The 23958-nt window shown below is 46.4% G+C and carries 19 protein-coding genes and 1 pseudogene; 4 read left to right on the forward strand and 16 right to left on the reverse strand.

Translation table 11 applies throughout. From position 1 onward, the window contains the following. Nucleotides 1–235: 235 nt before the first annotated feature. The 4 genes from traI to CEQ48_RS15005 form a co-directional block, all read right to left on the reverse strand. The gene (traI, locus tag CEQ48_RS14990) at nucleotides 236–1996 is read right to left on the reverse strand and encodes a TraI/MobA(P) family conjugative relaxase (protein ID WP_089071807.1); all 1761 of its coding nucleotides are present in this window, start codon (nucleotides 1994–1996) and stop codon (nucleotides 236–238) included. Further along, nucleotides 1993–2367: a conjugal transfer transcriptional regulator TraJ gene (gene traJ / locus CEQ48_RS14995; RefSeq protein ID WP_089071808.1), complete on the reverse strand. Its 375-nt coding sequence runs from the start codon at nucleotides 2365–2367 to the stop codon at nucleotides 1993–1995. The genes traI and traJ overlap by 4 nt, the downstream gene beginning before the upstream one ends. Before the next feature lie 816 nt (nucleotides 2368–3183). Continuing rightward, complete coding sequence (locus tag CEQ48_RS15000; RefSeq protein ID WP_089071809.1) at nucleotides 3184–4179, reverse strand: replication protein RepA; 996 nt, start codon at nucleotides 4177–4179, stop codon at nucleotides 3184–3186. Nucleotides 4180–4191: 12 nt separating this feature from the next. Further along, nucleotides 4192–4416 (reverse strand): helix-turn-helix transcriptional regulator, encoded by a 225-nt coding sequence (locus CEQ48_RS15005; RefSeq protein ID WP_089071810.1) that lies wholly within the window; start codon nucleotides 4414–4416, stop codon nucleotides 4192–4194. An 83-nt stretch (nucleotides 4417–4499) separates the two neighbouring features. On the opposite strand from CEQ48_RS15005, the gene CEQ48_RS15010 reads away from it, so the two are divergent. The 3 genes from CEQ48_RS15010 (at nucleotide 4500) to CEQ48_RS15020 (ending at nucleotide 7733) form a co-directional block, all read left to right on the forward strand. Then, nucleotides 4500–5657, forward strand: coding sequence for a transcriptional regulator (locus tag CEQ48_RS15010; protein WP_089071811.1), 1158 nt, complete (start codon nucleotides 4500–4502; stop codon nucleotides 5655–5657). Nucleotides 5658–5950: 293 nt separating this feature from the next. Further along, entirely contained in the window at nucleotides 5951–6838 is an 888-nt protein-coding gene (locus tag CEQ48_RS15015) for a sce7726 family protein (RefSeq protein WP_089071812.1), read from the forward strand. Next, nucleotides 6801–7733: a sce7725 family protein gene (locus CEQ48_RS15020; protein WP_232477859.1), complete on the forward strand. Its 933-nt coding sequence runs from the start codon at nucleotides 6801–6803 to the stop codon at nucleotides 7731–7733. The genes CEQ48_RS15015 and CEQ48_RS15020 overlap by 38 nt, the downstream gene beginning before the upstream one ends. Nucleotides 7734–7820: 87 nt before the next feature. Here the strand turns inward: CEQ48_RS15020 and CEQ48_RS15025 are convergent, their stop codons facing one another. The 3 genes from CEQ48_RS15025 to guaB form a co-directional block, all read right to left on the reverse strand. Further along, nucleotides 7821–9008 (reverse strand): tyrosine-type recombinase/integrase, encoded by a 1188-nt coding sequence (locus CEQ48_RS15025; RefSeq protein ID WP_089071813.1) that lies wholly within the window; start codon nucleotides 9006–9008, stop codon nucleotides 7821–7823. A gap of 307 nt (nucleotides 9009–9315) precedes the next feature. Further along, entirely contained in the window at nucleotides 9316–10869 is a 1554-nt protein-coding gene (guaA, locus tag CEQ48_RS15030) for a glutamine-hydrolyzing GMP synthase (protein WP_089071814.1), read from the reverse strand. 107 nt (nucleotides 10870–10976) lie between these two features. Continuing rightward, nucleotides 10977–12440, reverse strand: coding sequence for an IMP dehydrogenase (gene guaB, locus CEQ48_RS15035; protein ID WP_089071815.1), 1464 nt, complete (start codon nucleotides 12438–12440; stop codon nucleotides 10977–10979). A gap of 207 nt (nucleotides 12441–12647) precedes the next feature. Here guaB and xseA point away from each other — a divergent pair. After that, nucleotides 12648–13989 (forward strand): annotated as a pseudogene (gene xseA, locus CEQ48_RS15040) (exodeoxyribonuclease VII large subunit). Here the strand turns inward: xseA and CEQ48_RS15045 are convergent. The 9 genes from CEQ48_RS15045 to rlmN all read right to left on the reverse strand — a co-directional run bounded on the left by CEQ48_RS15045 (nucleotide 13970) and on the right by rlmN (nucleotide 23893). Beyond that, on the reverse strand, nucleotides 13970–14203 hold the full coding sequence (locus CEQ48_RS15045; protein ID WP_089071816.1) for a zinc ribbon domain-containing protein: 234 nt from the start codon (nucleotides 14201–14203) through the stop codon (nucleotides 13970–13972). The pseudogene xseA and the gene CEQ48_RS15045 sit on opposite strands and share 20 nt — an antisense overlap. 304 nt (nucleotides 14204–14507) lie before the next feature. After that, nucleotides 14508–15392 carry an alanyl-tRNA editing protein gene (locus CEQ48_RS15050; protein WP_181722644.1) on the reverse strand — a complete coding sequence of 295 codons (885 nt, stop codon included), beginning with the start codon at nucleotides 15390–15392 and terminating at the stop codon, nucleotides 14508–14510. A gap of 53 nt (nucleotides 15393–15445) precedes the next feature. Further along, nucleotides 15446–16930 carry a ribosome biogenesis GTPase Der gene (gene der / locus CEQ48_RS15055; RefSeq protein WP_000249400.1) on the reverse strand — a complete coding sequence of 495 codons (1485 nt, stop codon included), beginning with the start codon at nucleotides 16928–16930 and terminating at the stop codon, nucleotides 15446–15448. Between the two features lie 192 nt (nucleotides 16931–17122). After that, the gene (gene bamB / locus CEQ48_RS15060; RefSeq protein ID WP_000732729.1) at nucleotides 17123–18283 is read right to left on the reverse strand and encodes an outer membrane protein assembly factor BamB; all 1161 of its coding nucleotides are present in this window, start codon (nucleotides 18281–18283) and stop codon (nucleotides 17123–17125) included. A 12-nt stretch (nucleotides 18284–18295) separates the two neighbouring features. Beyond that, the gene (locus CEQ48_RS15065; RefSeq protein ID WP_089071818.1) at nucleotides 18296–18910 is read right to left on the reverse strand and encodes a YfgM family protein; all 615 of its coding nucleotides are present in this window, start codon (nucleotides 18908–18910) and stop codon (nucleotides 18296–18298) included. Nucleotides 18911–18946: 36 nt separating this feature from the next. Continuing rightward, the gene (hisS, locus tag CEQ48_RS15070; protein ID WP_001140461.1) at nucleotides 18947–20215 is read right to left on the reverse strand and encodes a histidine--tRNA ligase; all 1269 of its coding nucleotides are present in this window, start codon (nucleotides 20213–20215) and stop codon (nucleotides 18947–18949) included. A 25-nt stretch (nucleotides 20216–20240) separates the two neighbouring features. Continuing rightward, entirely contained in the window at nucleotides 20241–21365 is a 1125-nt protein-coding gene (gene ispG, locus CEQ48_RS15075; protein ID WP_181712535.1) for a flavodoxin-dependent (E)-4-hydroxy-3-methylbut-2-enyl-diphosphate synthase, read from the reverse strand. Nucleotides 21366–21375: 10 nt separating this feature from the next. Continuing rightward, complete coding sequence (gene rodZ, locus CEQ48_RS15080) at nucleotides 21376–22458, reverse strand: cytoskeleton protein RodZ (RefSeq protein WP_089071820.1); 1083 nt, start codon at nucleotides 22456–22458, stop codon at nucleotides 21376–21378. A 313-nt stretch (nucleotides 22459–22771) separates the two neighbouring features. Beyond that, entirely contained in the window at nucleotides 22772–23893 is a 1122-nt protein-coding gene (rlmN, locus tag CEQ48_RS15085; RefSeq protein ID WP_000206077.1) for a dual-specificity RNA methyltransferase RlmN, read from the reverse strand. Nucleotides 23894–23958: the final 65 nt, after the last annotated feature.

A 23958-nucleotide genomic window follows, 5' to 3' on the forward strand; every position in this document is an offset into this window, starting at 1 on the left:
ATCATTTACTCTTAGTTGTTATGACTAAAAGTTGCATTCACCAACCTGTAGGGCTCGCTCCCTACTCCTACCGTTGCCAGCGGTGAATGTGGGCCTTTTCAGAGATAGCTCGCCACTTACTATCCCGGCGCCCGACCTGCGCGACACCGTAAAACGCGCGGCCAAATAGGGTTAAACATCGGTGTTATTACCAACCGAAGCGGTTAGGGCTTCCGTCGATTCCTTTGCCATCACATCAACGTGATCGGCTCTTATGTTGTCGTTTCGCCTTTTTAGCAGCCTGCTCAGCTTGGAGCTTAGCTTTACGCTGCTCTAGTGCTGGCATGACCGCCGCTTTTTCAGGTACAGGACCTGACTGTATCGCTAAGACCTCTAACTGAGATAGGTTTTGCAACCAGCCACGGCGTGAAGGTGGCACTTTGCCAATCGGTAACACGCCAGGCTTATCAGACCGCTTGGCCCTTTTATTCTGGGCCATTAATGCCTGACGACGGCGTTCTAGTCCTTGATCGGCAAATTTGATAGACAGATTGCCATCTACCGCCGCCTTGATTACTCGCGCCTTGAACTCAGGCGAACCATTCACGGTAATACGTTTACCGTAACGATCCATTGCTACCTTTAGCGCAGCTAAGACACTGGTTTGGTTGGAAGCCGTCGACACTTGTAGACGCTCACCATCATCACGCACGGCGCTGTTACCTGCTCGATAAATAATGGTGCCTTTTTTCGTAATCGTATCGACCATTGCTTTGGGCTCGGCCTGAACTGCATCCCCGTTCAGTGTGTTGCCTTTAAGCTTTTGTGCAGCCTCTCGGCTACGTAGCGCTTTGAGGGCTTCTCTATCTCCCTGCAATGCTTGGCTTTTTAACCAATCCGCCCAGGCTTGGCGTTTATTGCTTTGATATATCGTTTGCCGTTGCTCTTGGTAGCGCTTGTGAATGCGCTCAAGCTCGCTTTTCAGTGCATTGCTGGCCTGTTTGTACAAAAGCGTCTTAGTAAGCTTATTGCTACCGGTTAACTTAATCGCTGCGCGACGGCCACGCCCTTTCCTCTTGGCGTTATCAACCTGTCGATCTTTATCACGACTAGCCTGTTCAAGGGCTTGCGTTTTACTCTCTGCGGCATGTTTCTGCTCTGCTTGATAACGGGCATATAGCTCGGTGGTATTCACCTTCAAGCGAACAGGTCGGTGTGTATATTGGCGGCTCGGCTTAACAGAATCCGATGCAGTCGCTTCAAAGGGACCAAGGCGCGCTTCGAGTTTGGGTTTAGAAAACTCACGTCCCAAGGTGCTCGCTTTGATGATCGCTTCACCACCGGCAACGATCACTAGACCATTTCCTCTGGTTCTTAACTGCAAACCATTGTCCTGCATGACCTGGTGCAACGCCTGCCAGCTACTGGCTGATTTAATCTCGTCCATGCATTCGCGCTTCACCCACCCCACTAAGCTTTCAATACCCGAATGCCGCTCCATATCCATCGCACGTGATTCGGCCCCGCGCTTGCGCGGTATGTGATTATCCTGCTGCAAACCAAAATCCTGCTCGATGGCCTCGCACATTTCCGCTAGCTTTTTATGTGGGTAATAAGGCTCATGGATTGTATTGCGCGTGGGATGGATTTTATTGATCGCGATATGGATATGTTGGTTGTCCGTATCGTTGTGCACAGCACTGACACGCTGATGTTCTCCATAACCCAAGCCTTGGCAAATGCGCTCTTCTATCGCGGCCAAAGTATGCGCTTCTAACTGTTCACCATTAGGGAAGCTCACTATGAGGTGATAGGTTTTATCACTCTTCGCTCGGGTGTTCGCGAATTGAGTTGCTAACACTTCGCTGATCGCATCGCGCACGGTTTCCGCTTCACAGTTATTTAAACGAACGTTACCAAGTCGATGCTCTTTGCTCTGGTGATCGGTGATGTAATTCACCAAGCCCACAAAGTCAGACTTACCTTGCGAACGCATCGGTACGTGCTTGACTATCATTGATCGGCCCTCGGCCGAAGAATGGATTCCATAAGCGAGCTCATTTGATCTTGCGTCGCTTCAATACGATTAAGCACAGCTAAGATTGTATTGACTCCCACATTCGCTACCTTGGCATCATTACTAAGCCATAACTTAAGCAAACCACCCAAACGCCCTAAGTCACCATTCACTCTTACCAGTTTGCGTACCTGTTCTGCATCGGTAATACCTTGAATGCGATAACCTTGGCCGACTTCACGTAGATAAGTAGAAGTACTAAGACCTGCTTGCACAGACAGCGATTCGATCAACTCACGCTCCTCAGGCAGACAGTAAACCTTAATCGGTGGGCTATTCTTTCGAGTGTTCTTGTTCGTGCTGTTCCCCATGCTTTGCCTCCTCTTTCTGGCCCCGCAGGGCAGGATTAACGTTGAGTGCCGAAGGTGCGAATAAGTCATAAGTGAAGAGGCTTCGCCATGCTTGCATGGAGGGCCTACTTCACACATCCTGCCCGCATTTCAACTTTGGTTTTATCACGGAAAGTTATGCATGCCCTTGTGCATTTCTCTGCATTTAACTGTTTATTCCCGTGTAAACCATGTTTACCCGATAAGTCCGATACTTATAGCGATATGACAGCGCACTTATAATGATTCAATAGCGCTAAAATAGCGGTCTACAGCGATTTATGCGTGTTGGCTTTACTCCAATATCACGACACAGAAAAACACAGCTTTCCTAACACTTTCCGCTCTAGGCTAAATTCAAAGCCTTCGTGTTTAACTGCCCCTCAAGTGTCAATGAATGTTTAGACGCCAAGAAAAAAAGAATAAAAAACATTTTATTTTCATGTGGTTGAAAATACATAACTTCCCAAAAAATGATTTCATTGACAGTTTTAAGCAGTTTATTTTTATAAATCTTATCCACAATATTTGTTTGCTTAACTACAGGTTAATTTTTATATAGGTATACCTACAGGAAAGTACTATAGGGAGTTCTACAACCACCTGTTATTAAAAAACTTTTTGGCACTTCGCGGGACAGAACATGCGCACTCAGGGACAAAACATGCGTAAGCCGGGACAGAACATGCGCAAAATACCCCCTTTAAAGCGGGACAGAACATGCGTGGATAACTTTCTAAATACCCAGGCTTAATAACATCTAGAATGGTGCGTACATACTGTTTCATACCGTTCACTCTATCGCTTTGTCCGTCGAGGTACTTGTGGAGCACTTGGTTTCAAAAGCAATCCTTTTTCGGTTGAAGTAGCATCTAGCTCTGGCCATGCATACTGAACCTTTTTAAGCCCATCGAGAAACCGTTTTCTGAAATCTCGATGTCCCTGAGGAGTATTAGGGTAATTGGCTCCTATTTGGTCCATTAGTCCTTCCCAGGGAATGACTGTTGAACGTTTTAAATAGCTGACTCGGTATGTTGCCCAGCAATATATATCGAGAGCCATAGGAGAACGCTTAATCAACCGTAATACCCTCATATCTAGAGGAACTGGTTTATCTGTTATCAGTTGAAAAAACTTTGGCGACAGATCTACCCAAGAGCCCCATAATGAATTTTGATCTGGATGCTTTGTGCTCCACCATATATGTGAAACATCCGCTACTCTGGCACCAATCTCATCCTCAGAAATATATTCATCACCTTCATTATGTTCCGTAAACATAACGCTAATGGTGGTTTTAAAAAGTTTACTCATCTGCTCACGCAAACGCGGAATAGAACCATCTTTCCCCCCAGTTCCCGATAACCCTAGTTCGGCCATAAAGCTTCTCTGAGAATTCCCTAATTCAAGCCTACGCGCCTCTGTCTCACCGATATAACCCTTATCCAATCTGGACTTGTTTCTTACTGCTTGAGTGGTCATCCAAACCAGAAGCAAACGTGCATAGCAACCGTAAGGCAAACCTACAGATGAGGGGGCCATCATGTGCATTGTGAAATTACCATTCTTGCGACTCCACTCATTCGATTGGGGTTTGCTATGCGGTATGGTTGCTTGAATCAAAAGCCGAGCGATAAAACCGAGTTCATTAGCCTCCTGAGCGCTGCACTCCTGGATTGCTATGATGTTGTCTATATGTTTCGTGCTTAGCTCTAGCTTTCCACAGGTAACCGAGACACTTTTTTGTCTAGTGGTTCCCCTAGCCTGAACATCCGTTACATATTTAATCGTCATGTGGACTCAGACTTACCAAATAAAACCGGGTCTTGCGGCTTTTAACGCAGACCTGCGCTTCTCTGCTATCCAGTTCTCCACTTCAGCCAAGTCCCAAGCAACACTTCGGCTGGTCAGAACAATACGACGAGGAAAATCACCACGCTGTTCCAGGTTATAGATGGTTCGATCAGACAACGGAATCATTTTTAACAATGTTTTTCGGTTAATTAGTGTTTTGTTTGTCCATGGCTCCATAACTAGTCCTCCTCTTAATTCTTTGCTAGATAATGTCAGGCTTTGCTAGTAGATTACGTACATGCATTGGACAAATAGGTTGAATGAAAGTGGATAAAGAAAAGGAAGTTGAAGAACGATTGGGAGATTTCTACATACCCATATGGGACGGTTGCGATAAATCCGTAGCCGCTGCTGTTCATCAATTTAGAGAAAAATGGCATTCATACTCGGAGTTATCAAAAAGCCACAACATTATCAGCTTAATAAAAGAGTTAATTGACCCTGCGACTTGCGAATTTATAGATAAAATTCCAGCTGATTATCTGGAACTCTTACCAATATATCCTCCTCAATGTAGCTACAGCGATCTGATTAAGTTTGGAGGTTTTCGGTATACCGTGGATCAAATTCACCACTATCTTCGTAATTTTGTAGACAACAGTTCATATACTGAACAGCGAAATTTATACATTTCGACTCAGGAAACTCTTAAGAATTTGTTTTCGCTGTGCGAAGGTAAAAGACCCAACAGGTCAAATTTGGCACCTGATATTTACTTAAACACTGAGCGAAGAAGGAGTTTGTGTGCCTTCTGTGGGAGCCCAACTGAATTCTCTTTATTCATGACAAAATGGGTTGAAGACCAGTTTCTTGAGAATGAGGAAGATGCCGAAGGGAAAAAAAAGAGAGCTGTTCTTAGCCACACTTACTGCTTAAGTCACAGACCTAAGCTACAAGATGGTTCCTGGAATGCAATGTACAAGCAAGCGAAACGCTCTTCCAAACAGTTTGATCAGGAAGTTTTAAGATTACGCCGCCAAGTAGCTCAACCAGATCGCTACAATGCTATGTCGGGAGATAAACTTATAGATGAGTATTTTTATTACTATCTCCAAGACAAGGCTATCAAACCCGAGCAATCCGATGCACTCTTTGAATATGTAAGAACGACGTATTCCAATCCCGTTACTTTAGATAAATCAAGTTACGAGGAGCTACTAGCCATTTCAAATGACTTAACTGCCGTAGGTTCAGCTTTAGGACCTGATGATGAAGGAGCTTTACGTAACATAGCCCGAAGAATGGTAGATTCAAGACTTACTGACAATAAAAAAAGAATGCTAGCTCTGATAAATCAAGGCCTTAGTCAGAAGGTGGTTGCTCAAAAACTAACTGAACTTGGTGGTAATAAAATTTCTCACCAAGCTGTTTCCAAAGCACTAGGAACAATTCGCGATGAGTTTCTCTTACCAGACTAGAAGAACTGGCAAAATTTTAGCGGCTAAAATTTGACTCAGAAATACTAAACTCATGGAGATAAATAAAAGTAAAAATTAACTCAAGCGGAAACTAAAGCTAGTCTTAAATTATTAACAGTTTCTCTTTTGGATGTGTGCCTTCATGAGCTTGTTGTTAGCATCTCTAGGTAGTCCCAAAACTAACGTTATCAGGTTGAGTTCGCATTGTCTTTACTCTAGAATCATCGCCTTTCTAAGACTATTATATGCAATAGATTAAAGAGTTTTTAAGTAACTCAACATCGGATATAACCATGAATTACAAGCAACTAGCAAAGATGTTTACCAGTACAAACATAACTAAAGTTGCTCAAGGAGATCTGAGCCTTGTGCAAGACATTGCTAGTGACTTCCCTACACTATCCCATGTACAAAGTATTTCTGAATTATTTGAAGAAGCGTACAAACTCCTTTGTAAGCACTACCCTAATGAATATGTTATCAAAAACATTATTGCTAACAATGTTTTGCTAGGGACTCATTCAATGAACACCGCAAGCATGCTCAGTGAATTGCGTATTGGCACCAACAAAGCGGACTGTGTGATCATTAACGGGTCCTCTACGTGCTACGAAATAAAAACTAAATTTGACTCCTTAAAGCGACTTCCCGAGCAGTTGTCCGCTTACACTTCCTCCTTTGATAAAACATACGTTGTTACTCACGAGACGCATTTAAGTGCCTTGATAAAAATTCAAAAGGATATGCCTCTCTTTGGTATTTTATTATCAAACAAGAGAAATCAGTTGAGTAAGAAAATAGAGGCCCCTCAAAACAAGAATTTTGATGCTGAATTAATGTTTCATACTTTGAGGAAAGAAGAGTATACCGACATTGCGCATAGAGTCACAGGATCTGTTCCCGATTGCCCGTCAACAGAGCTATTTAGCGAGTGCAAAGAAATATTTTGTTCGTTGAATGAAGCTGAAGCTAATAAACATTTCAAGCGAGTACTTAAAAAATACCGTCGAAATGATCACAAATTCATCTCCAAACTACCAAAATCTATGAAAAATCTTGGAATAAGCTACAGCATTCACAAAAAAGATAAGAACAACATCATATCATCCCTATTTAAATGCAATCAGTTTAATAGAGAGGATTATGATGTATTTTCCATATATGAGAGGGAAGCAGTTTGAGCTAGCGGCACTGAAAGAAGTAGCTCCGAGACTTAATTCAACCAAGGTTAGCCCTGTAATTGAGCCTATTAACGACAACATCGATCGTCTTTGCACAACGATCGATGTACTAAACAATCATAATATTGTACCTCATGTTATCGTAAACCCTCAAGTAGGTGATTTAGCGAGTGACTCTCCGGACTTTCTAAACATTGAATTATCTAAACATACTGTATCTTTTATTCCATGCATAAGACTACACAACCAAAATATTCTATACAGCAAAACTTTACTACAACAATTAATCAACGACAGCGTTCCATTCTCCCTGTACCTACAGGAAGATATACAATCAAATATCACTCCCTATACAAGCAATTCTGTTGCAAATATTATCCAGAACTTGAATAGATACTCGCACGCTTTCAGAAACTCATTACCACGTAGCGTAATTGTTGATAGCTCTTTCCCATCCAAACCAAGAAATGCAGATTACAGTCGAACACCGCAGTACTTCTCAGATGCTCATGTGGCGTACACTACCCCAATGATCCAACATCAGATCGGATTTGGAGATTTCTTAACAATTGATGATGCTTGGTCTACATCTGGAGGGCCTGCTTTTGTTATTGCACTTCACATTACATACATAGAACAATCCAATAGTAATATGTACGTTAAGCATAGCCTATCGACCAAAAATCCTAATGATCAAAGTGACCCTGCTGGTAAGTTCAAAGAGGCTCTGCAGGAAATGATTGATTTTGCTAATGTTACACCTAGCTTTGATCAAAACACTCTCGGGTTTCAAGAGTATATTAAAATTCACGTAAACGGGACGTATCACGCCTTAGGTGTACCTAAGAAGTTAAGTATGATGCACCATATTGAGACCATTAATAACTACCTTTAACTTGATTCAATTAAATACCGTAAAGTGCCCTTAAAGAGACTTTTAATGAGTGGGGCTCAACTCCCCACTCTATATTTACTCAACGTGTTAAGTTGTCCACTCATCAATCATATCAGCCCAGTCCTGTAGCATTGATGCACGTTGCTCTCGATATTCAGCTTTGTTGTAAACTGCCCTCACCCCTTTCTGTTCGTGCGCCAGGCATTTTTCTATCCAGTCAGTGTTATACCCTGCTTCATGCAGCAATGTACTCGCTGTTCTACGTAGGTCATGCGGGCCAAACTTACTTAGTGACTGCCCATCCTTCTGCGCAGCCTTGTACGTTAGAGCTAATACACGATTCATTGTCGCACTGCTCATTGGGGCATCGGAGTCATAACGAGAAGGAAGAATGTAATCAGATCCACCGGCAAATGTCTTCAAGGCGATCAAAATATCCATCGCCTGGCGTGACAAAAACACCAGATGCGGGTTACGTCGTTTCATCCTTTCTTTAGGGATTGTCCACAACGCTTCGCTAAAGTTAATTTCACTCCAAGTTGCATTGGTTAACTCGCTTTTACGTACCATAGTCAGCAAAAGCAACTTTACCGCAGCACGAATCGAAGGCGTGGTTCCTACCTTTTCCATATAGCGGTACATCAAACCAATCTCAGCCGGTGTTAACGTTCGGTCTCTTGGCTCAAACCGCGCGATACTTGCGGGCCTCACCAGGTCTGCCGGGTTCTCAACTTTCTGCCCTCTCTCAATTGCCCACCGATACACCTGGAGTACAATATCACGCGTGTGTACAGCCGTTGCGGGCGCGCCACGCTCTACTATCGCATCAGTCAGTGCTCGCAGATCTTCATGGGTGATTTCGGTGAGCTTCTGATTGCCAAATTTGCCCTCTAACTCTCGTGCATAGACTGAACGACGCATATCCCGGGTAGAATCGGCCATCTGATAGCCACGCAGCCATTTCTGAGCCCAGGCACCAAAGGTTTCAGCATCTTTCGTTCTCGCCTTAGCACGTGCTTTCTCTTTGGCAGGTGACTTTCCATCAGTAACCATTCGCTTCGCTTCATTGAGACGCTCACGCGCTTCAGCTAACGTGATGCCTCCTACTCCGTAACGACCAAAGGTAATAGTTTCTTGTCTGCCATTGATCGAGTAGTTGTAGCGAAAAGAGATAGAGCCTGCGGTAGTGACAGCAACATAGAGACCATCACGGTCATTGACTTTGTAAAGTTTATCTTTGGGTTTGAGATTGCGTAGCTTGGTATCAGTCAGCATGTTTCGACCTATTATTCTTGTTTGATACCATGCTGAAAAACCTCTAAAAACTAGAGATTAATCTTTACAAAAACAGATAGATATATAAATTTAATACCATGCCCCATCAAAAACACTCAGCATGGTATCGGGCGTAATCCATGGCATTACCGATGAATCATACCCATCAAAATACCACGGTCAAACCGTGCTTGGCGTTGCCAGACATTACCAAAAATGACTAAGCTAAAAGCAAAAAAAGTCCGCAATTACGCGGACTTAAGTATGATTTGGTGCCTGTTAGTGCCAGACCTTTCTTAAAGGAGCATTATTCCCACTCAATCGTTGCTGGTGGCTTACCGGAGATGTCATACACCACGCGTGAAATGCCATTCACCTCGTTGATAATGCGGTTTGAAACCTTACCCAAGAACTCATAAGGCAGGTGCGCCCAATGTGCGGTCATAAAGTCGATGGTTTCGACTGCACGCAGTGATACAACCCAATCGTACTTACGACCATCGCCCATGACACCAACTGAACGCACTGGCAAGAACACAGTAAAGGCTTGAGAAACTTTGTTGTACAGATCCGCTGCATGCAGCTCTTCAATAAAGATTGCATCTGCACGGCGCAGTAAATCACAGTACTCTTTCTTCACTTCACCCAGTACACGTACACCAAGGCCAGGGCCTGGGAATGGGTGGCGGTAAAGCATGTTGTAAGGCAAACCAAGCTCAAGGCCAATCTTGCGCACTTCATCTTTAAACAGTTCACGCAGTGGCTCAACAAGGCCCATTTTCATGTCATCTGGCAAACCACCCACGTTGTGGTGAGATTTGATCACATGCGCCTTACCTGTTTTTGAAGCCGCTGATTCAATCACATCTGGATAGATAGTACCTTGCGCCAACCATTTAGCGTTGCTGAGTTTTTTTGATTCTTCATCAAACACTTCAACAAACACACGACCGATGGTTTTGCGTTTCGCTTCTGGCTCATCAATGCCTTCCAGTGCTTTCAAGAAACGCTCTTCTGCATCCACTTTGATGATGTTGAGGCCAAATTTGTCCCCAAACATATCCATCACTTGCTGACCTTCGTTCAAACGCAGTAAGCCGTTATCCACGAACACACAAGTCAGGCGATCACCAATCGCGCGGTGAACCAGCATGGCAACCACAGAAGAATCCACACCGCCAGAAAGGCCAAGGATCACTTCATCGTTACCCACTTGCTCTTTAATACGCGCAACGGCATCTTCAATGATAGATTCAGAAGTCCACAGACGCTCACAGCCACACACGCCCAGAACAAAGTTCTCCAGCATCTGCAAACCATTTTTAGTGTGGGTTACTTCAGGGTGGAACTGCACGCCGTAGTATTTCTTCTCTTCATTGGCCATCGCTGCGTATGGACACGTGTCGGTTTCACCGATTTTTACGAAATCAGCTGGAATTTCGACCACTTTGTCACCGTGGCTCATCCAAACGTCTTGAGTCAATTCAAGATCTTTAAATAGCGCTGATTCGCCAGAAACTTTCACCTGAGCATAACCAAACTCACGCTCATCAGAGGTCGCGACACGGCCACCTAACTGCTCAGCCATGGTCTGCATGCCGTAGCAAACGCCAAATACTGGCACGCCACTGTCAAACACATATTGTGGGGCTCGTGGTGAATTCGCTTCTGTCACGCTTTCAGGGCCACCAGAAAGAATAATGCCATCTGGATTGAATTCGCGAATGTCCGCCTCTTCCACATCCCAGCTCCACAGCTCACAGTACACACCGATTTCGCGCACGCGACGGGCAACCAGCTGGGTATATTGGGATCCGAAATCAAGGATCAGAATTCGTTGGTCATGAATATTCTTAGTCATTGTTTAGCAGTCTTATCAGCCAAGTATTAAAAACAGGAAGTCTTAAAACGGAGGCGAATCTACTCGCCTCACATTCAGTCATCAAGCATTAAAGCAAACGTTTACGCTTAACCCATACGGTAGTTTGGAGCTTCTTTCGTGATCTGCACGTCATGTACGTGAGACTCTTTCATACCCGCACCAGAGATACGTACAAATTGAGCTTTAGTACGCAAATCTTCTACCGTGGCAGAGCCAGTCAGCCCCATACAAGAGCGTAGGCCGCCCATTTGTTGATGGATGATCTCTTTCAGATGACCTTTGTAAGCGATACGGCCTTCAATGCCTTCTGGAACAAGCTTGTCTGCCGCGTTATCTGTTTGGAAGTAACGATCTGATGAACCTTTTGACATCGCACCCAGTGAACCCATACCGCGGTAGGCTTTGTAAGAACGGCCTTGGAACAGAATGACTTCGCCCGGTGCTTCTTCAGTACCTGCGAACATAGAGCCCACCATCACACAAGATGCACCAGCAGCAATCGCTTTAGAAATATCGCCAGAGAAACGGATACCGCCGTCTGCGATAACAGGAATACCGAACTCTTCAGCCACGCCAGCCGCATCCGCAATAGCAGTAACTTGAGGAACACCCACACCCGTTACGATACGAGTAGTACAGATAGAACCAGGGCCAATACCGACTTTCACTGCGCTTACGCCCGCTTCAATAAGAGCGCGCGCACCTTCAGCGGTCGCCACGTTGCCACCGATGATTTCAAGGTGTGGGTAAGCCGAACGAGTTTCACGGATACGTTGCAGAACACCTTCCGAGTGGCCGTGAGAAGAGTCGATCAGCAGAACGTCAACGCCCGCTTCAACCAAGGCTTTAACACGCTCTTCGTTGCCTGGAGCAGCGCCAACAGCAGCACCAACACGCAGACGACCTTGGTCATCTTTACATGCATTTGGTTTGCTTTCGGCTTTATGGAAGTCTTTCGCGGTGATCATGCCTTTAAGTTGGAACTCATCATTCACCACCAGAATTTTCTCAACACGCGCTTTGTGCATCTCTTCTTGCACTTCAGTACGGCTTGCGCCTTCTTTTACCGTCGCTAGACGCTCTTTTGGCGTCATTACTGCGGCAACAGATTTGGTGAGGTCAGTAACGAAACGAACGTCACGGCCAGTGATGATACCAACCAGTTCATTATTTTCAGTCACAACAGGGAAACCAGCAAAACCGTGGTGGTAGGTCAATTCCATTACATCAGCGATGGTTTGTTCAGGGCGAACCGTCACAGGGTGAGTAACCACACCTGCTTCAAAGATTTTCACTTGGTGAACTTGAGCAGCTTGCTGTTCAATCGACATATTCTTGTGAATAAAGCCAATGCCGCCTTCTTGAGCCAGAGCGATCGCAAGACGTGCTTCCGTGACAGTATCCATAGACGCAGAAACCATAGGAATGTTTAGCGCAATATTTTTGGTCAACCGAGTGCGAAGGTCGGCAGTATTAGGAAGAACGGTGGAATGAGCAGGGACGAGTAAAACATCGTCAAAGGTTAGAGCTTCTTTTGCGATTCGTAGCATGTGCAATATCTCACAACAGGAGTGTTAACAACGGAAATCCACTTCATCGTTTCGCGTAATAAAGGGATTTATATTTGATATTGCGGACGGATTATACGCCCGAGGCAATCGGTTGACCACACATTTTTTCATTTTTTATTTGCATTCCACCCCTTGATATGTATTATATTGCGGCTAATTTCCATACCCACGTCTGAGGAATCAGCGTTGTCTTCTTCCCTCGCCAATCGAAATATCTACACCGTTTCCCGTTTAAATTCTGAAGTCCGTTTATTACTGGAAAATGAAATGGGGATCGTCTGGTTGGTGGGTGAAATTTCAAACTTCTCCGCTCCCGTTTCTGGTCACTGGTACCTAACCCTAAAAGACAGCCAAGCGCAGGTTAAATGCGCCATGTTCAAGGGCAATAACCGTCTGGTGAATTTCAAACCGAAAAGTGGTCAGCAAGTGTTAGTTAAAGCTCGGCTCTCTCTTTACGAACCGCGCGGTGACTACCAAATTATTCTTGAAAGCATGCAACCGGAAGGGGATGGCCGCCTACAGCAGCAGTTTGAACAACTGAAGATGCAACTTGCCGCCGAAGGTTTGTTTTGCTCAGACGCGTAAAAAGCCATTGCCGGAAAATCCACGCTGCGTGGGGATTATCACCTCACGGACTGGCGCGGCTTTGCACGATATTTTGCACGTGCTCAAGCGCCGTGACCCGAATCTGCCTGTGGTGATCTACCCCACTCTCGTACAAGGTGAAGAAGCAGCTATTCAAATCGCCCAAGCGATTGGTCGTGCGAATACACGCGCCGAGTGCGATGTGTTGATAGTCGGTCGTGGTGGTGGCTCTTTGGAAGATTTGTGGTGTTTTAACCATGAAATCGTGGCACGTACTATCGCTGCGAGTGAAATCCCAATTATCAGTGCAGTAGGCCATGAAATCGATGTGACGATCGCTGACTTTGTCGCCGATGTGCGTGCACCTACCCCATCAGCAGCGGCGGAATTGGTCAGCCGTGATCATCGCCATAAACAGCAAGCACTCCATCAATGGCAAGCCAAACTGGCTAGTGCCATGCGCCATTATTTGGCGCAGCAAGATACGCAATTTGCCCGTTTACAGCACAAGCTCGATAAACAGCATCCTCAAGCTCGTTTAGAGCGCCAGCAGCAGCAACTTGATGAACTCAGCCTGCGTCTTGAGCAAAAGATGCAGCAACGTCTGGCAACTCAGCAGCAACGCTGGAATCGCTTAAGCCATAAGATAGAGCTCCATTCGCCTATTCACTTGATCCGCCAGCAGCGTTTTAATCTGATCCAGCAAGAGCAGCGAATAAATCAGTCGATCCAACGCTATTTGATCCAATCACGCCATCAACTCGCTTTGTTGAGTGAAAAGTTGGATGCGGTCAGCCCTCTTGCAACCTTAGCCCGTGGCTATTCGGTGACACGTACCACACAAGGTGAGTTAGTGCGCCAAAGCGCCCAAGTGAAACCGGGTGACACTTTAGTCACCCAGTTAATGGATGGTGAGATTCTCTCTACTGTGAATTCCCGTTAAGCGGTTGGAAGACAAAACGGATTTTGGATTTCGATTTCAGCTCATTACACTGATTACAGAAATAATTCGCCGCACCGCAAGCCTGCAGCTTTTCTAATTCACTGTCACACTCGGGGCAAAATCCGATTTTACGGTAATCTACCGTACAAGCACTGCAGTGGTACTGACCTGTCCATTCTAATTCTTGGCCACATGTTGGACATGGGTTGTCCATAGCACTCTCCTTATCATTTTGCGTTGTGTCACATAATTCATCGAGATGGGATCCGACGCCATGATCTTTATCACGCCTACTCAGATCGATGCGACTTAATTAACCAATAACTGATACTCTTTTAAGCAGGATCCTAACCGGATCTTCTGCTCAAAAGGTTTTGATCAGCGATCTGCCATGAAAAGAACTTTTATATAACCACCCACCGAAAGCATAAGTTACATATCCTGCATTTCAATTTTAAACAGATTAAAAAACCATAAATTTTGTGTTTTAAGGCGATTGACAGAATATAGTGAAAAGATCACTCAGATTCTGAGGGCTGCGCGCAAGTGACTGCCTCAATATGCTGTTCATCGACTTGTTTCAGTGTCACTTGGATCGACTGAAAGGCGGTTAAACCCTTGCAGTGTGTGCCTCCACAAGGAATTCGTGCGATATTGGCTTCATGTAAGTCACATTCCCAATAACGTGAATCGGTCAAAGTTGAGCCCGTGCACTCAAGACGAATTGGGCTGGCTAAAGCTAGCCACTGCGCAAGCTGTTCATTAGTCTTTTGTTCTATAAAACTTAAATATCTCAGCACATCATCACTATTTAAACCGCGCTTACGCAGTGTTTTCCCCAAACGATAGACATCGGTTGAACAATCAGGAGTAACATCACTTGAGATTTGGGCATAGCTGTTGAAGTCAAAATAACCCTGCGGGTCTTTACGCTCTGCATCTTTACGCCAATACCCCAGTGCTAAGACTTTATTGAGCGCTAAATAAGCTAAATGCCCTGCGCTATGACCTCGGCTTAAACTCGCTTGATATTGGGTATCGACTTGCAACTGAACCTTATCGCCCACTTGGCATGTGGCTATGACTTCGCCAAGACGATGAACGACCACAAAGAGCCAGCCGCTCTCTTCACGTTTTACGGGGATATCATTTCCAACGTACAAATGACCCGAGGCTTGTTTAATCGCCCCCACGACGCAGTCAGTGACGGCATACTCACGACCTTGCCAAATTAAGATTCCACGGTCAGCAGGATGATCGGGCCAAATATGACTGACAGGGTGAAAAGGCGTACTGTAGGTAACAACATCCATTCCATTTTGATGAGCCTGAAGCAACATCACTTGAGTTTCTAGTGACGTAATTCCTTGTGGAAAGGTGACTTCTGTTGCGCAATAGGTCATGTATCTCTCTCCTTCAGAGACAAAAAAGCCCAAGTAAACTTGGGCTTTATAAATTATTTTCTGCGGTTTTTCACCATGCTCATCAATCGCTTACGTTGTCGCTCTTGTGAGAGGGTCATTTTATTCGTCTTACCTTCAAATGGGTTTTCGCTATTTTGGAACTGGATACGAATCGGGGTACCCATGATTTCTAGCGATTTACGGTAATAGTTCATCAAATAACGTTTGTATGAATCTGGCAGCTCGTTCACTTGGTTGCCGTGGATCACGATGATTGGTGGGTTGTAACCACCCGCGTGTGCATATTTCAATTTCACACGACGGCCGCGCACCATAGGTGGCTGGTGATCATCGGTGGCCATTTTCATAATACGAGTCAGTACAGACGTTCCCACACGCGTGGTTGCAGAGCGATACGCTTCTTGCACAGATTCAAACAAGTGACCGACACCTGTGCCATGCAGTGCAGAAATAAAGTGGATGCGTGCAAAATCAACGAAACCCAGTCGACGATCGAGCTCTTTCTTCACGTGTTCTTTGACGTCAAAACTCAGACCATCCCACTTATTCACCGCAATCACGATGGAGCGGCCAGAATTTAGAGCAAAACCAAGCAGGCTAAGATCTTGATCGGAGATGTTCTCACGCGCATCGACCACCAACAGTACCACGTTAGCATCTTCAATCGCTTGTAAGGTTTTGACTACCGAGAACTTCTCAACGGTTTCATTGATACGCTTACGGCGACGCACGCCCGCAGTATCAATCAACACATATTCGCGCTCATCACGTTTCATTGGGATGTAGATAGAGTCACGCGTGGTTCCCGGCATATCGTAAACCACCACTCGCTCTTCACCCAGAATGCGGTTAGTCAGTGTTGATTTACCCACGTTTGGACGACCGATGATCGCGAGTTTAATCGGCAAGTCTTGCAGGCGCTTGTATTCGGCTTCTGCTTCTTCTTCGCTGTACTCTAGCTGCTCTTCTTCTGGATCTTCTTCGTTGGTCAGATCTTCAAGTTGAGCTTGCTCAGATTCCATTTGCTCAGCAAACGGATTCAGCGCACGGTCAATCAATGCGCCCACACCACGGCCATGCGCGGCGGCGATTTGGTACATCTGATCCATACCGAGTTGCCAGAACTCCGCCGAAGCGGCATCCGCATCGATACCATCCACTTTGTTCACAACCAAAATTGCTGGCTTTTCAATGCGGCGCAGATGCTGAGCAATCGCTTCATCTGCGACCGTCAGACCCGCGCGGCCATCTACCATAAACAGCACCACATCAGCTTCGTCAATCGCAGCGAGCGATTGCTGTGCCATTTTGGTCTCAACGCCTTCTTCAGAGCCATCAATACCGCCAGTATCGATCACGATAAATTCGTGTTCACCCAACTTAGCTTGACCGTATTTGCGATCACGCGTTAAGCCGGGAAAATCCGCGACTAATGCGTCCCGTGTGCGAGTGAGTCGATTAAACAGCGTCGATTTACCGACGTTTGGACGCCCAACAAGAGCAACAACAGGTACCATAACAACCTCTACAAACTTTCATTTATGTAGTTATAGGTAAACACTCTGTCACAAGCGCTAAATTTTTACCTATAACCACTTTCATTATCATCATTATGATGGGCAGTTTCTCTCCATCAATCTGATGCCACTGGCAATAAAACGGCTCCTAACTGTTTCCAGCCAGGAGCCGCGTGTGAATCATATCACAGTTTATTGTTGAATCGTCAGCTTCTTTATCTGGCCATTACGAGTCACGATGACGTAACCGTCATTTAGCGCCAGCGGGCCCACCGCAAAGCCGCTATCATTAACCAGTTGCTGGGCAATAAATTCCCCGCTATTGCGGTCAATCCAGTGCAGATAACCTTCCGCGTCACCGACCACCAAATAATCGTCAATCATTTTTGGCGCAGTGAGCAAACGATGCTCTAACTGAGTATTGCTCCAAAGCTCGGTACCGCTGCGGGTATCGACCGCTACCAGATGATCTTTATCGGTAACCAGATAAAGACGGCTACCATCCGTCGCCATGTCGGTGGCTGACGAGTAATTGCGTTTCCAGATTGGCTGGCCTGAACGTAAATCGATCGCGATCAATTGTCCGTTAAATCCTACCGTAAACAAGGTACCACCGATGACCAATGGGGAGGCATCCACATCGACAAGACGATCGATCTCGGTTGCACCTTTTGGCTGACCGACAGGTTGTTGCCAAATCAGTTGACCACGTTCAGCAATCGCTGCCGCCAGACGACCGCTTGGGGTTCCCCAGAATACACCACCCGCAACCGCTGTTGGGCGGCTATCGCCGCGCAGCGTGAGGTTAGGCACTTCCGTACTGATCGTCCATTTCTGCGCCCCATCTTCTTGGTTAAGCGCAATCAGAGCACCACGGCTGGTGTTCACGATAACGATGTTGTTATCTGCCGCGGGGGCGGCTAACACTTCGCCTTCAATCGCTGAAGCCCATAGCGGTTCGCCGGTCTCTGCGTCTAAAGCATTAACTACGCCATTTTCGCTACCAATGAATAATTTACCAAACGCTGCGGTAATACCACCGGACAAGCGTGCCGAGCCTTCAATCTCAAGATCCGTGGTCCAAATCACTTTACCGTTTTGCGGATCAAGTGCTTTTACTACCCCATCTCGACTCGCCACGAAGACTTTGTCGTAAGCGTAATCAGGAGCCAGTTTTGAGAAATAGTGCCCAACACCATCGCCCACCGAAGCGCTCCACAGCGTTTTCGGCGTAAATTCGCTTTTGACGACAGGCAACGGCGCCATAATGACGTTTTCTTCTTCACTAGCACAACCCGCGAGCAGAGCTAACACACCCGCAGCGACCAGCACTTGATTGAACAGCTTCTTCATCAGGGAGTGCCCTTACTTCGCGAGATCATCCAGTTTCATTTGCAGAGTTTGGCTAGCATCCTCTGCCTGTTGCGCTTCGGTGTAAGCGGCATAAGCAGCTGCACTATCCCCTTTACGCATCAAGATATCACCGCGCAGCTCTGCCACTCGACCAGCCCAAGATTTATCTTGAATGCTGGTTAGCTGAGTTAATGCGTCATCAAATTGACCTTGCTCAGCCTGTAGACGAGCAACACGGAATGTCAGCAAAGGTTTCAGTGCAGCATCCTTGGTTGCCCCTTTTGCCCACTCCAATTGCGCTAACGCTTCATCCAATTGACCCGCTTCTACTTGAGCTTTGGCTAACTGCATCGCAGCCAAAACTGCGTATTCGGTCTCTTTATTGGTATCAATAAAGGTTTGGATAGTGCCTTCTGATTCAATGCCTTTTGCCAGCAGTGCATCAATCGCTTTGCTGTAGCTTTGCGATGCTGCTTCTTGCGCAGCAACCACAGAGTCTTGATAGTAGCGCCAGCCAAATAGGCCACCAAGGCCAATTACCGCGCCAAAGATCACCGCTTTGCCGTTCTCTTTCCACCAATCTTTGATCGCTTCAACTTGTTGTTCTTCAGTATCGTAGAGTTCCACTTCCTGTCCTCTTATTTAAAACGTGCTGCAGGAGAATTAGGCTAAATGTGCCAGTAGTTTAGCTACTTCAGCTTGGGCAACAGTATTCTGCTCGCCTCCCGCCAAATCTTTTACCACAACGGTTTGGGCTGCAACTTCATCTTCACCCAAAACCAAGGCAATCGCCGCGCCCACTTTATCCGCGCGTTTAAATTGCTTTTTAAAATTGCCGCCACCGAAGTGAGTCATCACACGTAGGCCGGGCACTTGCTCACGTAACTGTTCCGCAAGCTTCATTCCCGCCATCATGGTGCCTTCACCTGCAGTCACCATATACACATCTACGCTGCGACGGACATCCGTATTACCGAGTGTTTCCATCATCAGCACTAAACGCTCTAGGCCCATAGCGAAACCTACCGCAGGGGTTGGTTTACCGCCCAGTTGCTCAACCAAGCCATCATAGCGGCCGCCGCCACAAACGGTACCTTGTGATCCCAGACTTTCGGTGATCCACTCAAAAACCGTGCGGTTGTAATAATCAAGGCCGCGAACTAAACGTTGGTTTACCGTGTATTCGATACCCGCCGCATCCAGAAGTTCACACAAGCCAGCAAAATGTTGTTTTGATTCAGCATCGAGATAATCAGAGAGCTGAGGGGCATCACCTAAAATCGCTTGAACATCAGGATTCTTCGAATCGAGCACACGCAGCGGGTTGGTGTACATGCGGCGCTTACAATCTTCATCCAGTACGTTTTGGTACTGCTCCAGATAGTCAATCAAAGCGGTGCGATAATTAGCGCGAGCTTCTAGAGAGCCAATCGAGTTGAGCTCTAAACGCACATGTTGTGCAATACCCAATTCGCGCCACAGACGTGCCGTCATCATGATCAGTTCAGCGTCGACATCGGGGCCATCTAAACCAAACACTTCAACACCACACTGATGGAATTGACGGTAACGACCTTTTTGCGGACGTTCGTGACGGAACATTGGTCCCATGTACCACAAGCGTTGCTCTTGGTTGTACAGCAAACCATTTTCGATACCAGAGCGCACACAGCCCGCCGTACCTTCAGGTCGCAGCGTTAAGCTATCACCATTGCGATCTTCAAAGGTGTACATCTCTTTTTCCACCACATCGGTCACTTCACCGATGGCGCGGCTAAATAGATGAGTCATCTCAACGATTGGCATACGAACTTCACTGTAACCGTAAGCGCTGATTACATTTTTCACCACGCCTTCCACTTTTTGCCAAAGTGGAGACTGGGTTGGGAGACAATCGTTCATGCCTCGGATTGCTTGAATAGTTTTTGCCACAATTCTTACCGTTATATCGTTGAGATTAATCTTGTTCTACGTGCTTGATATCGATGCGATTTTTTTCATCCAATCGCGCGGCTTTGGCGCGAATTTTCGCTTCCAGTTGAGCCACGAGATCATCGTTATCAAATCGCTCTTTCTGGCGCACACCATCTTCATAGAACGCACTTTTCTTATTACTGCCCGCCAAGCCTAAGTGAGACACTTCCGCCTCGCCGGGACCGTTCACCACACAACCAATGATCGAAACATCCATTGGAGTTACCACGTCTTCCAGACGCTGTTCAAGGGCATTCACGGTGCCAATCACATCGAACTCCTGACGTGAACAGCTTGGGCACGCAATAAAGTTAATGCCACGCGAACGAATGCGCAGCGATTTTAAAATATCAAAACCAACTTTGATCTCTTCTACCGGATCGGCCGCCAGCGAAATACGCAGCGTATCGCCAATACCTTCCGCAAGCAGCATACCTAGGCCTACGGCTGACTTCACTGAACCAGCACGCGCGCCACCCGCTTCAGTAATGCCAAGATGCAAAGGCTGATCAATCTTTTTCGCCAGCAGTCGATAGGAGTCTACCGCAAGGAAAACATCGGAGGCTTTTACGCTGACTTTGAACTGATCAAAGTTGAGGCGATCTAAAATATCCACATGACGCATCGCCGATTCCACTAAGGCTTCTGGCGTCGGTTCACCGTATTTCAGTTGCAGATCTTTTTCTAGCGAGCCGCCATTGACCCCAATTCGAATCGGAATGCCTTTATCGCGCGCACAATCCACCACTGAGCGAATCCGCGCTTCGTTACCGATATTGCCCGGGTTGATGCGTAGACAATCCACACCATATTCCGCCACTTTTAGCGCAATACGATAATCGAAGTGGATATCGGCCACTAAAGGCACAGAGACTTGTTGTTTGATCAGTTTGAACGCTTCGGCAGCTTCCATAGTCGGAACCGAAACACGCACAATGTCCGCCCCCACTTTTTCCAAAGACTTGATCTGCGCAACCGTGGCAGCCACGTCAGTGGTTCGGGTGTTGGTCATTGACTGTACGGCGATGGGCGCACCATCACCAATAGGAACGTCGCCCACATAGATACGTGTCGAGGGGCGACGTTTGATAGGAGACTCATGTTGCATAGACATTTTTCTAAGGTAAGGTCAATCTTGCTACTTTGCCGGAAGTATACCCAGAAAGGTCGACGGGTTCACTCGCTAATGTGATTGAAACCCCTTCTGGTGCACCCAACACCAATTTATAAGGGCGCTGGCCACTCAAACTCACACTCTGCCCTGCTTTTTTCACACCCGTTGACAGTGTTTTGCCAGTGGCATCTTTGACTTGGATCCAGCAATCGGCAGAAAAATTCATTACCAGCAGTGCGGAAGCGTTCTCAGTGGAAGAGCTTACAGGTTGACTAGGTGCACTAGGCACCGCTTCAGTTTGAGTCACAGGCGCAGCCGCCGCTGGAGCTTGAGACTGAACTGGAGTTTGTCCTTGAGGCTGAGCAGGTGCTACCAGTGCCGCCGCCGTTTCTTCAACCACAGGCTTATCTGTCACCACATCAGCTTCATTCGGTGCTGGCGGAGTCAATTCACTGGCCTCACCAGAAAGAGACTCTTGGCTCATCGGTGCCTCTTCACTGGCAGGCGCCGCATCTTGTAGCTCATTGAGTGGAGGAACGGTTGCAAAGTCTTCATTGGCAAGACTGGCGTCATTGCTAGACTGAATATCCGAAATAGCACTAGGCGCAATGGTTGTTTTATCCGGGATTAAGCTGTTCTTCTGGCTATTTTGCCACCACCACAAGGTCGACATGCCGACGATAACCGCTAAGATCACCCAAGTGATCAGCATGATTCGACTGTCGTGCAACTGACGCTTGGTCTTTTTCGAGAAGCTTTTCATATCCGGCTGAACTTCTGGCTTTTGGCAATAGCTGTCATCAAAAGCACACAAGATCTCAGATTCACGAATACCCACCGCTTTGGCATACGAACGCAAATAACCGCGAGTAAAAGTGGCGACTTGACCATCTTCAAAACGGTTCTCTTCAATGCTTTGGATAATAGAAAGGCGTAATCTGAGGCGGTCAGCGATTTGGCGCTGAGTCAGCCCCAAATCTTCACGTTTTTGCTTGAGTAAAGTGCCGGGAGCAACTTTCTCGATGGCAGGTTGATTTACTTGCTCGGTCGTCTCAGTTTGGTTGTAATCTTGCTGTTCAGTATTCATCCGTAATTTCAATCTCTTAGTCAGGACTAAGCCGCTGGGCCATTCACTTTTATTTTTGATTATAGGTAGTAATGGAACAACTTGGCTTAATCGGTGCAATCGGTTAGCGCGTCGCTTGGGTATAGCTCAAATCAAGTTTGAGAAATTTGCCTCATTCTAATAGATATTGTTGACTAAACAATAAAGAAATGGCCAATAAATCACAGTTAGCTCAAGGTTTTTCTTTGATTTGACATTTAAACGCAGTGATTTGTTGCCATATTAGGCAAAAATAAAGCCAGAGAAACATCTCTGGCTTATCTTATAACATCAATTACAGTGTTTTCACTGGAATCGCTTGTCCATCAAATTGTTTGGCTTTGGTTCGTTTAGTGCGATCAATAACATCTCCCACCAACTGCCCACATGCCGCATCAATGTCATCACCACGAGTTTTACGAATGGTGACGGTATGCTCATATTGCATCAAGGTTTTTTGGAAACGATCGATACGCGAATTACTTGGCTTCTTGTAGGGTGAGCCCGGATAAGGGTTAAACGGGATCAGGTTAATTTTACAAGGCGTCCCTTTCAGTAATTCCGCCAACTCGTGAGCATGCTCTGTACCATCGTTCACATGATCCAGCAGCACATACTCAACGGTCACCTTACCGCGGTTAGCATTTGAGGATGCAATATAGCGACGCACCACCTCTAAAAACGCTTCGATATTCCAGCGATCGTTGATCGGCATGATTTCGCTACGCAGCTTGTCATTCGGCGCATGCAATGAGATAGCCAAAGCCACATCGATTTGGCCAATCATCTGCTCTAAACCAGAAACCACACCAGAGGTAGAAACGGTCACACGGCGCTTAGAAAGACCAAAACCGAGATCATCGAGCATGATTTCTAACGCAGGGATGAGGTTTTTCATGTTGAGCAAAGGCTCACCCATGCCCATCATCACCACGTTAGTGATAGGACGACGCCCTGTTTCTTTCTCTAGGCCGATTTCACGTGCTGCACGCCAAACCTGACCAATGATTTCTGAAACGCGTAGGTTACGGTTAAAGCCTTGCTGAGCCGTTGAGCAGAATTTACATTCCAACGCACACCCTACTTGGGAAGATACACATAAGGTCGCGCGATCATCTTCTGGAATGTAAACCGTTTCTACATCCTGATCACCCACACGCATTGCCCACTTGATGGTGCCATCCGCCGAGTGTTGCGCTTCCGAGACATAAGGTGCACGGATCTCACACTTGGCTTTGAGCTTTTCACGCAGCTGCTTGTTGATGTTATTCATTTGATCGAAGTCATCACAACCAAAGTGATAAATCCACTTCATGACCTGCTCGGCACGAAACGCTTTCTCACCCAGTTCTTCGGCAAAAAACGTGCGCAAACCCTTGCGGTCAAAATCGAGTAGATTGACTTTTTCTGTGGTCATGGGGCCTCTCAGGAAGACGGAACAGTAATTAAGGGCGCGAATTGTACAGCCTTTATTCAGCAACA

The sequence above is a fragment of the Vibrio tarriae genome (assembly GCF_002216685.1).
Classification (GTDB): Bacteria; Pseudomonadota; Gammaproteobacteria; order Enterobacterales; family Vibrionaceae; genus Vibrio; species Vibrio tarriae.

What these genes read in the sequence shown, in the direction of transcription:
- CEQ48_RS15000 (WP_089071809.1), bottom strand. Translation starts at nt 4,179, where the DNA reads ATGACGATTAAATATGTAACGGATGTTCAGGCTAGGGGAACCACTAGA.
- CEQ48_RS15005 (WP_089071810.1), bottom strand. Translation starts at nt 4,416, where the DNA reads ATGGAGCCATGGACAAACAAAACACTAATTAACCGAAAAACATTGTTA.
- bamB (WP_000732729.1), bottom strand. Translation starts at nt 18,283, where the DNA reads ATGAAGAAGCTGTTCAATCAAGTGCTGGTCGCTGCGGGTGTGTTAGCT.
- CEQ48_RS15045 (WP_089071816.1), bottom strand. Translation starts at nt 14,203, where the DNA reads ATGGACAACCCATGTCCAACATGTGGCCAAGAATTAGAATGGACAGGT.
- rodZ (WP_089071820.1), bottom strand. Translation starts at nt 22,458, where the DNA reads ATGAATACTGAACAGCAAGATTACAACCAAACTGAGACGACCGAGCAA.
- der (WP_000249400.1), bottom strand. Translation starts at nt 16,930, where the DNA reads ATGGTACCTGTTGTTGCTCTTGTTGGGCGTCCAAACGTCGGTAAATCG.
- guaB (WP_089071815.1), bottom strand. Translation starts at nt 12,440, where the DNA reads ATGCTACGAATCGCAAAAGAAGCTCTAACCTTTGACGATGTTTTACTC.
- CEQ48_RS15020 (WP_232477859.1), top strand. Translation starts at nt 6,801, where the DNA reads ATGATGTATTTTCCATATATGAGAGGGAAGCAGTTTGAGCTAGCGGCA.
- rlmN (WP_000206077.1), bottom strand. Translation starts at nt 23,893, where the DNA reads ATGACCACAGAAAAAGTCAATCTACTCGATTTTGACCGCAAGGGTTTG.
- CEQ48_RS15050 (WP_181722644.1), bottom strand. Translation starts at nt 15,392, where the DNA reads ATGACCTATTGCGCAACAGAAGTCACCTTTCCACAAGGAATTACGTCA.
- traJ (WP_089071808.1), bottom strand. Translation starts at nt 2,367, where the DNA reads ATGGGGAACAGCACGAACAAGAACACTCGAAAGAATAGCCCACCGATT.
- CEQ48_RS15010 (WP_089071811.1), top strand. Translation starts at nt 4,500, where the DNA reads ATGAAAGTGGATAAAGAAAAGGAAGTTGAAGAACGATTGGGAGATTTC.
- ispG (WP_181712535.1), bottom strand. Translation starts at nt 21,365, where the DNA reads ATGCAACATGAGTCTCCTATCAAACGTCGCCCCTCGACACGTATCTAT.
- CEQ48_RS15025 (WP_089071813.1), bottom strand. Translation starts at nt 9,008, where the DNA reads ATGCTGACTGATACCAAGCTACGCAATCTCAAACCCAAAGATAAACTT.
- traI (WP_089071807.1), bottom strand. Translation starts at nt 1,996, where the DNA reads ATGATAGTCAAGCACGTACCGATGCGTTCGCAAGGTAAGTCTGACTTT.
- guaA (WP_089071814.1), bottom strand. Translation starts at nt 10,869, where the DNA reads ATGACTAAGAATATTCATGACCAACGAATTCTGATCCTTGATTTCGGA.
- CEQ48_RS15015 (WP_089071812.1), top strand. Translation starts at nt 5,951, where the DNA reads ATGAATTACAAGCAACTAGCAAAGATGTTTACCAGTACAAACATAACT.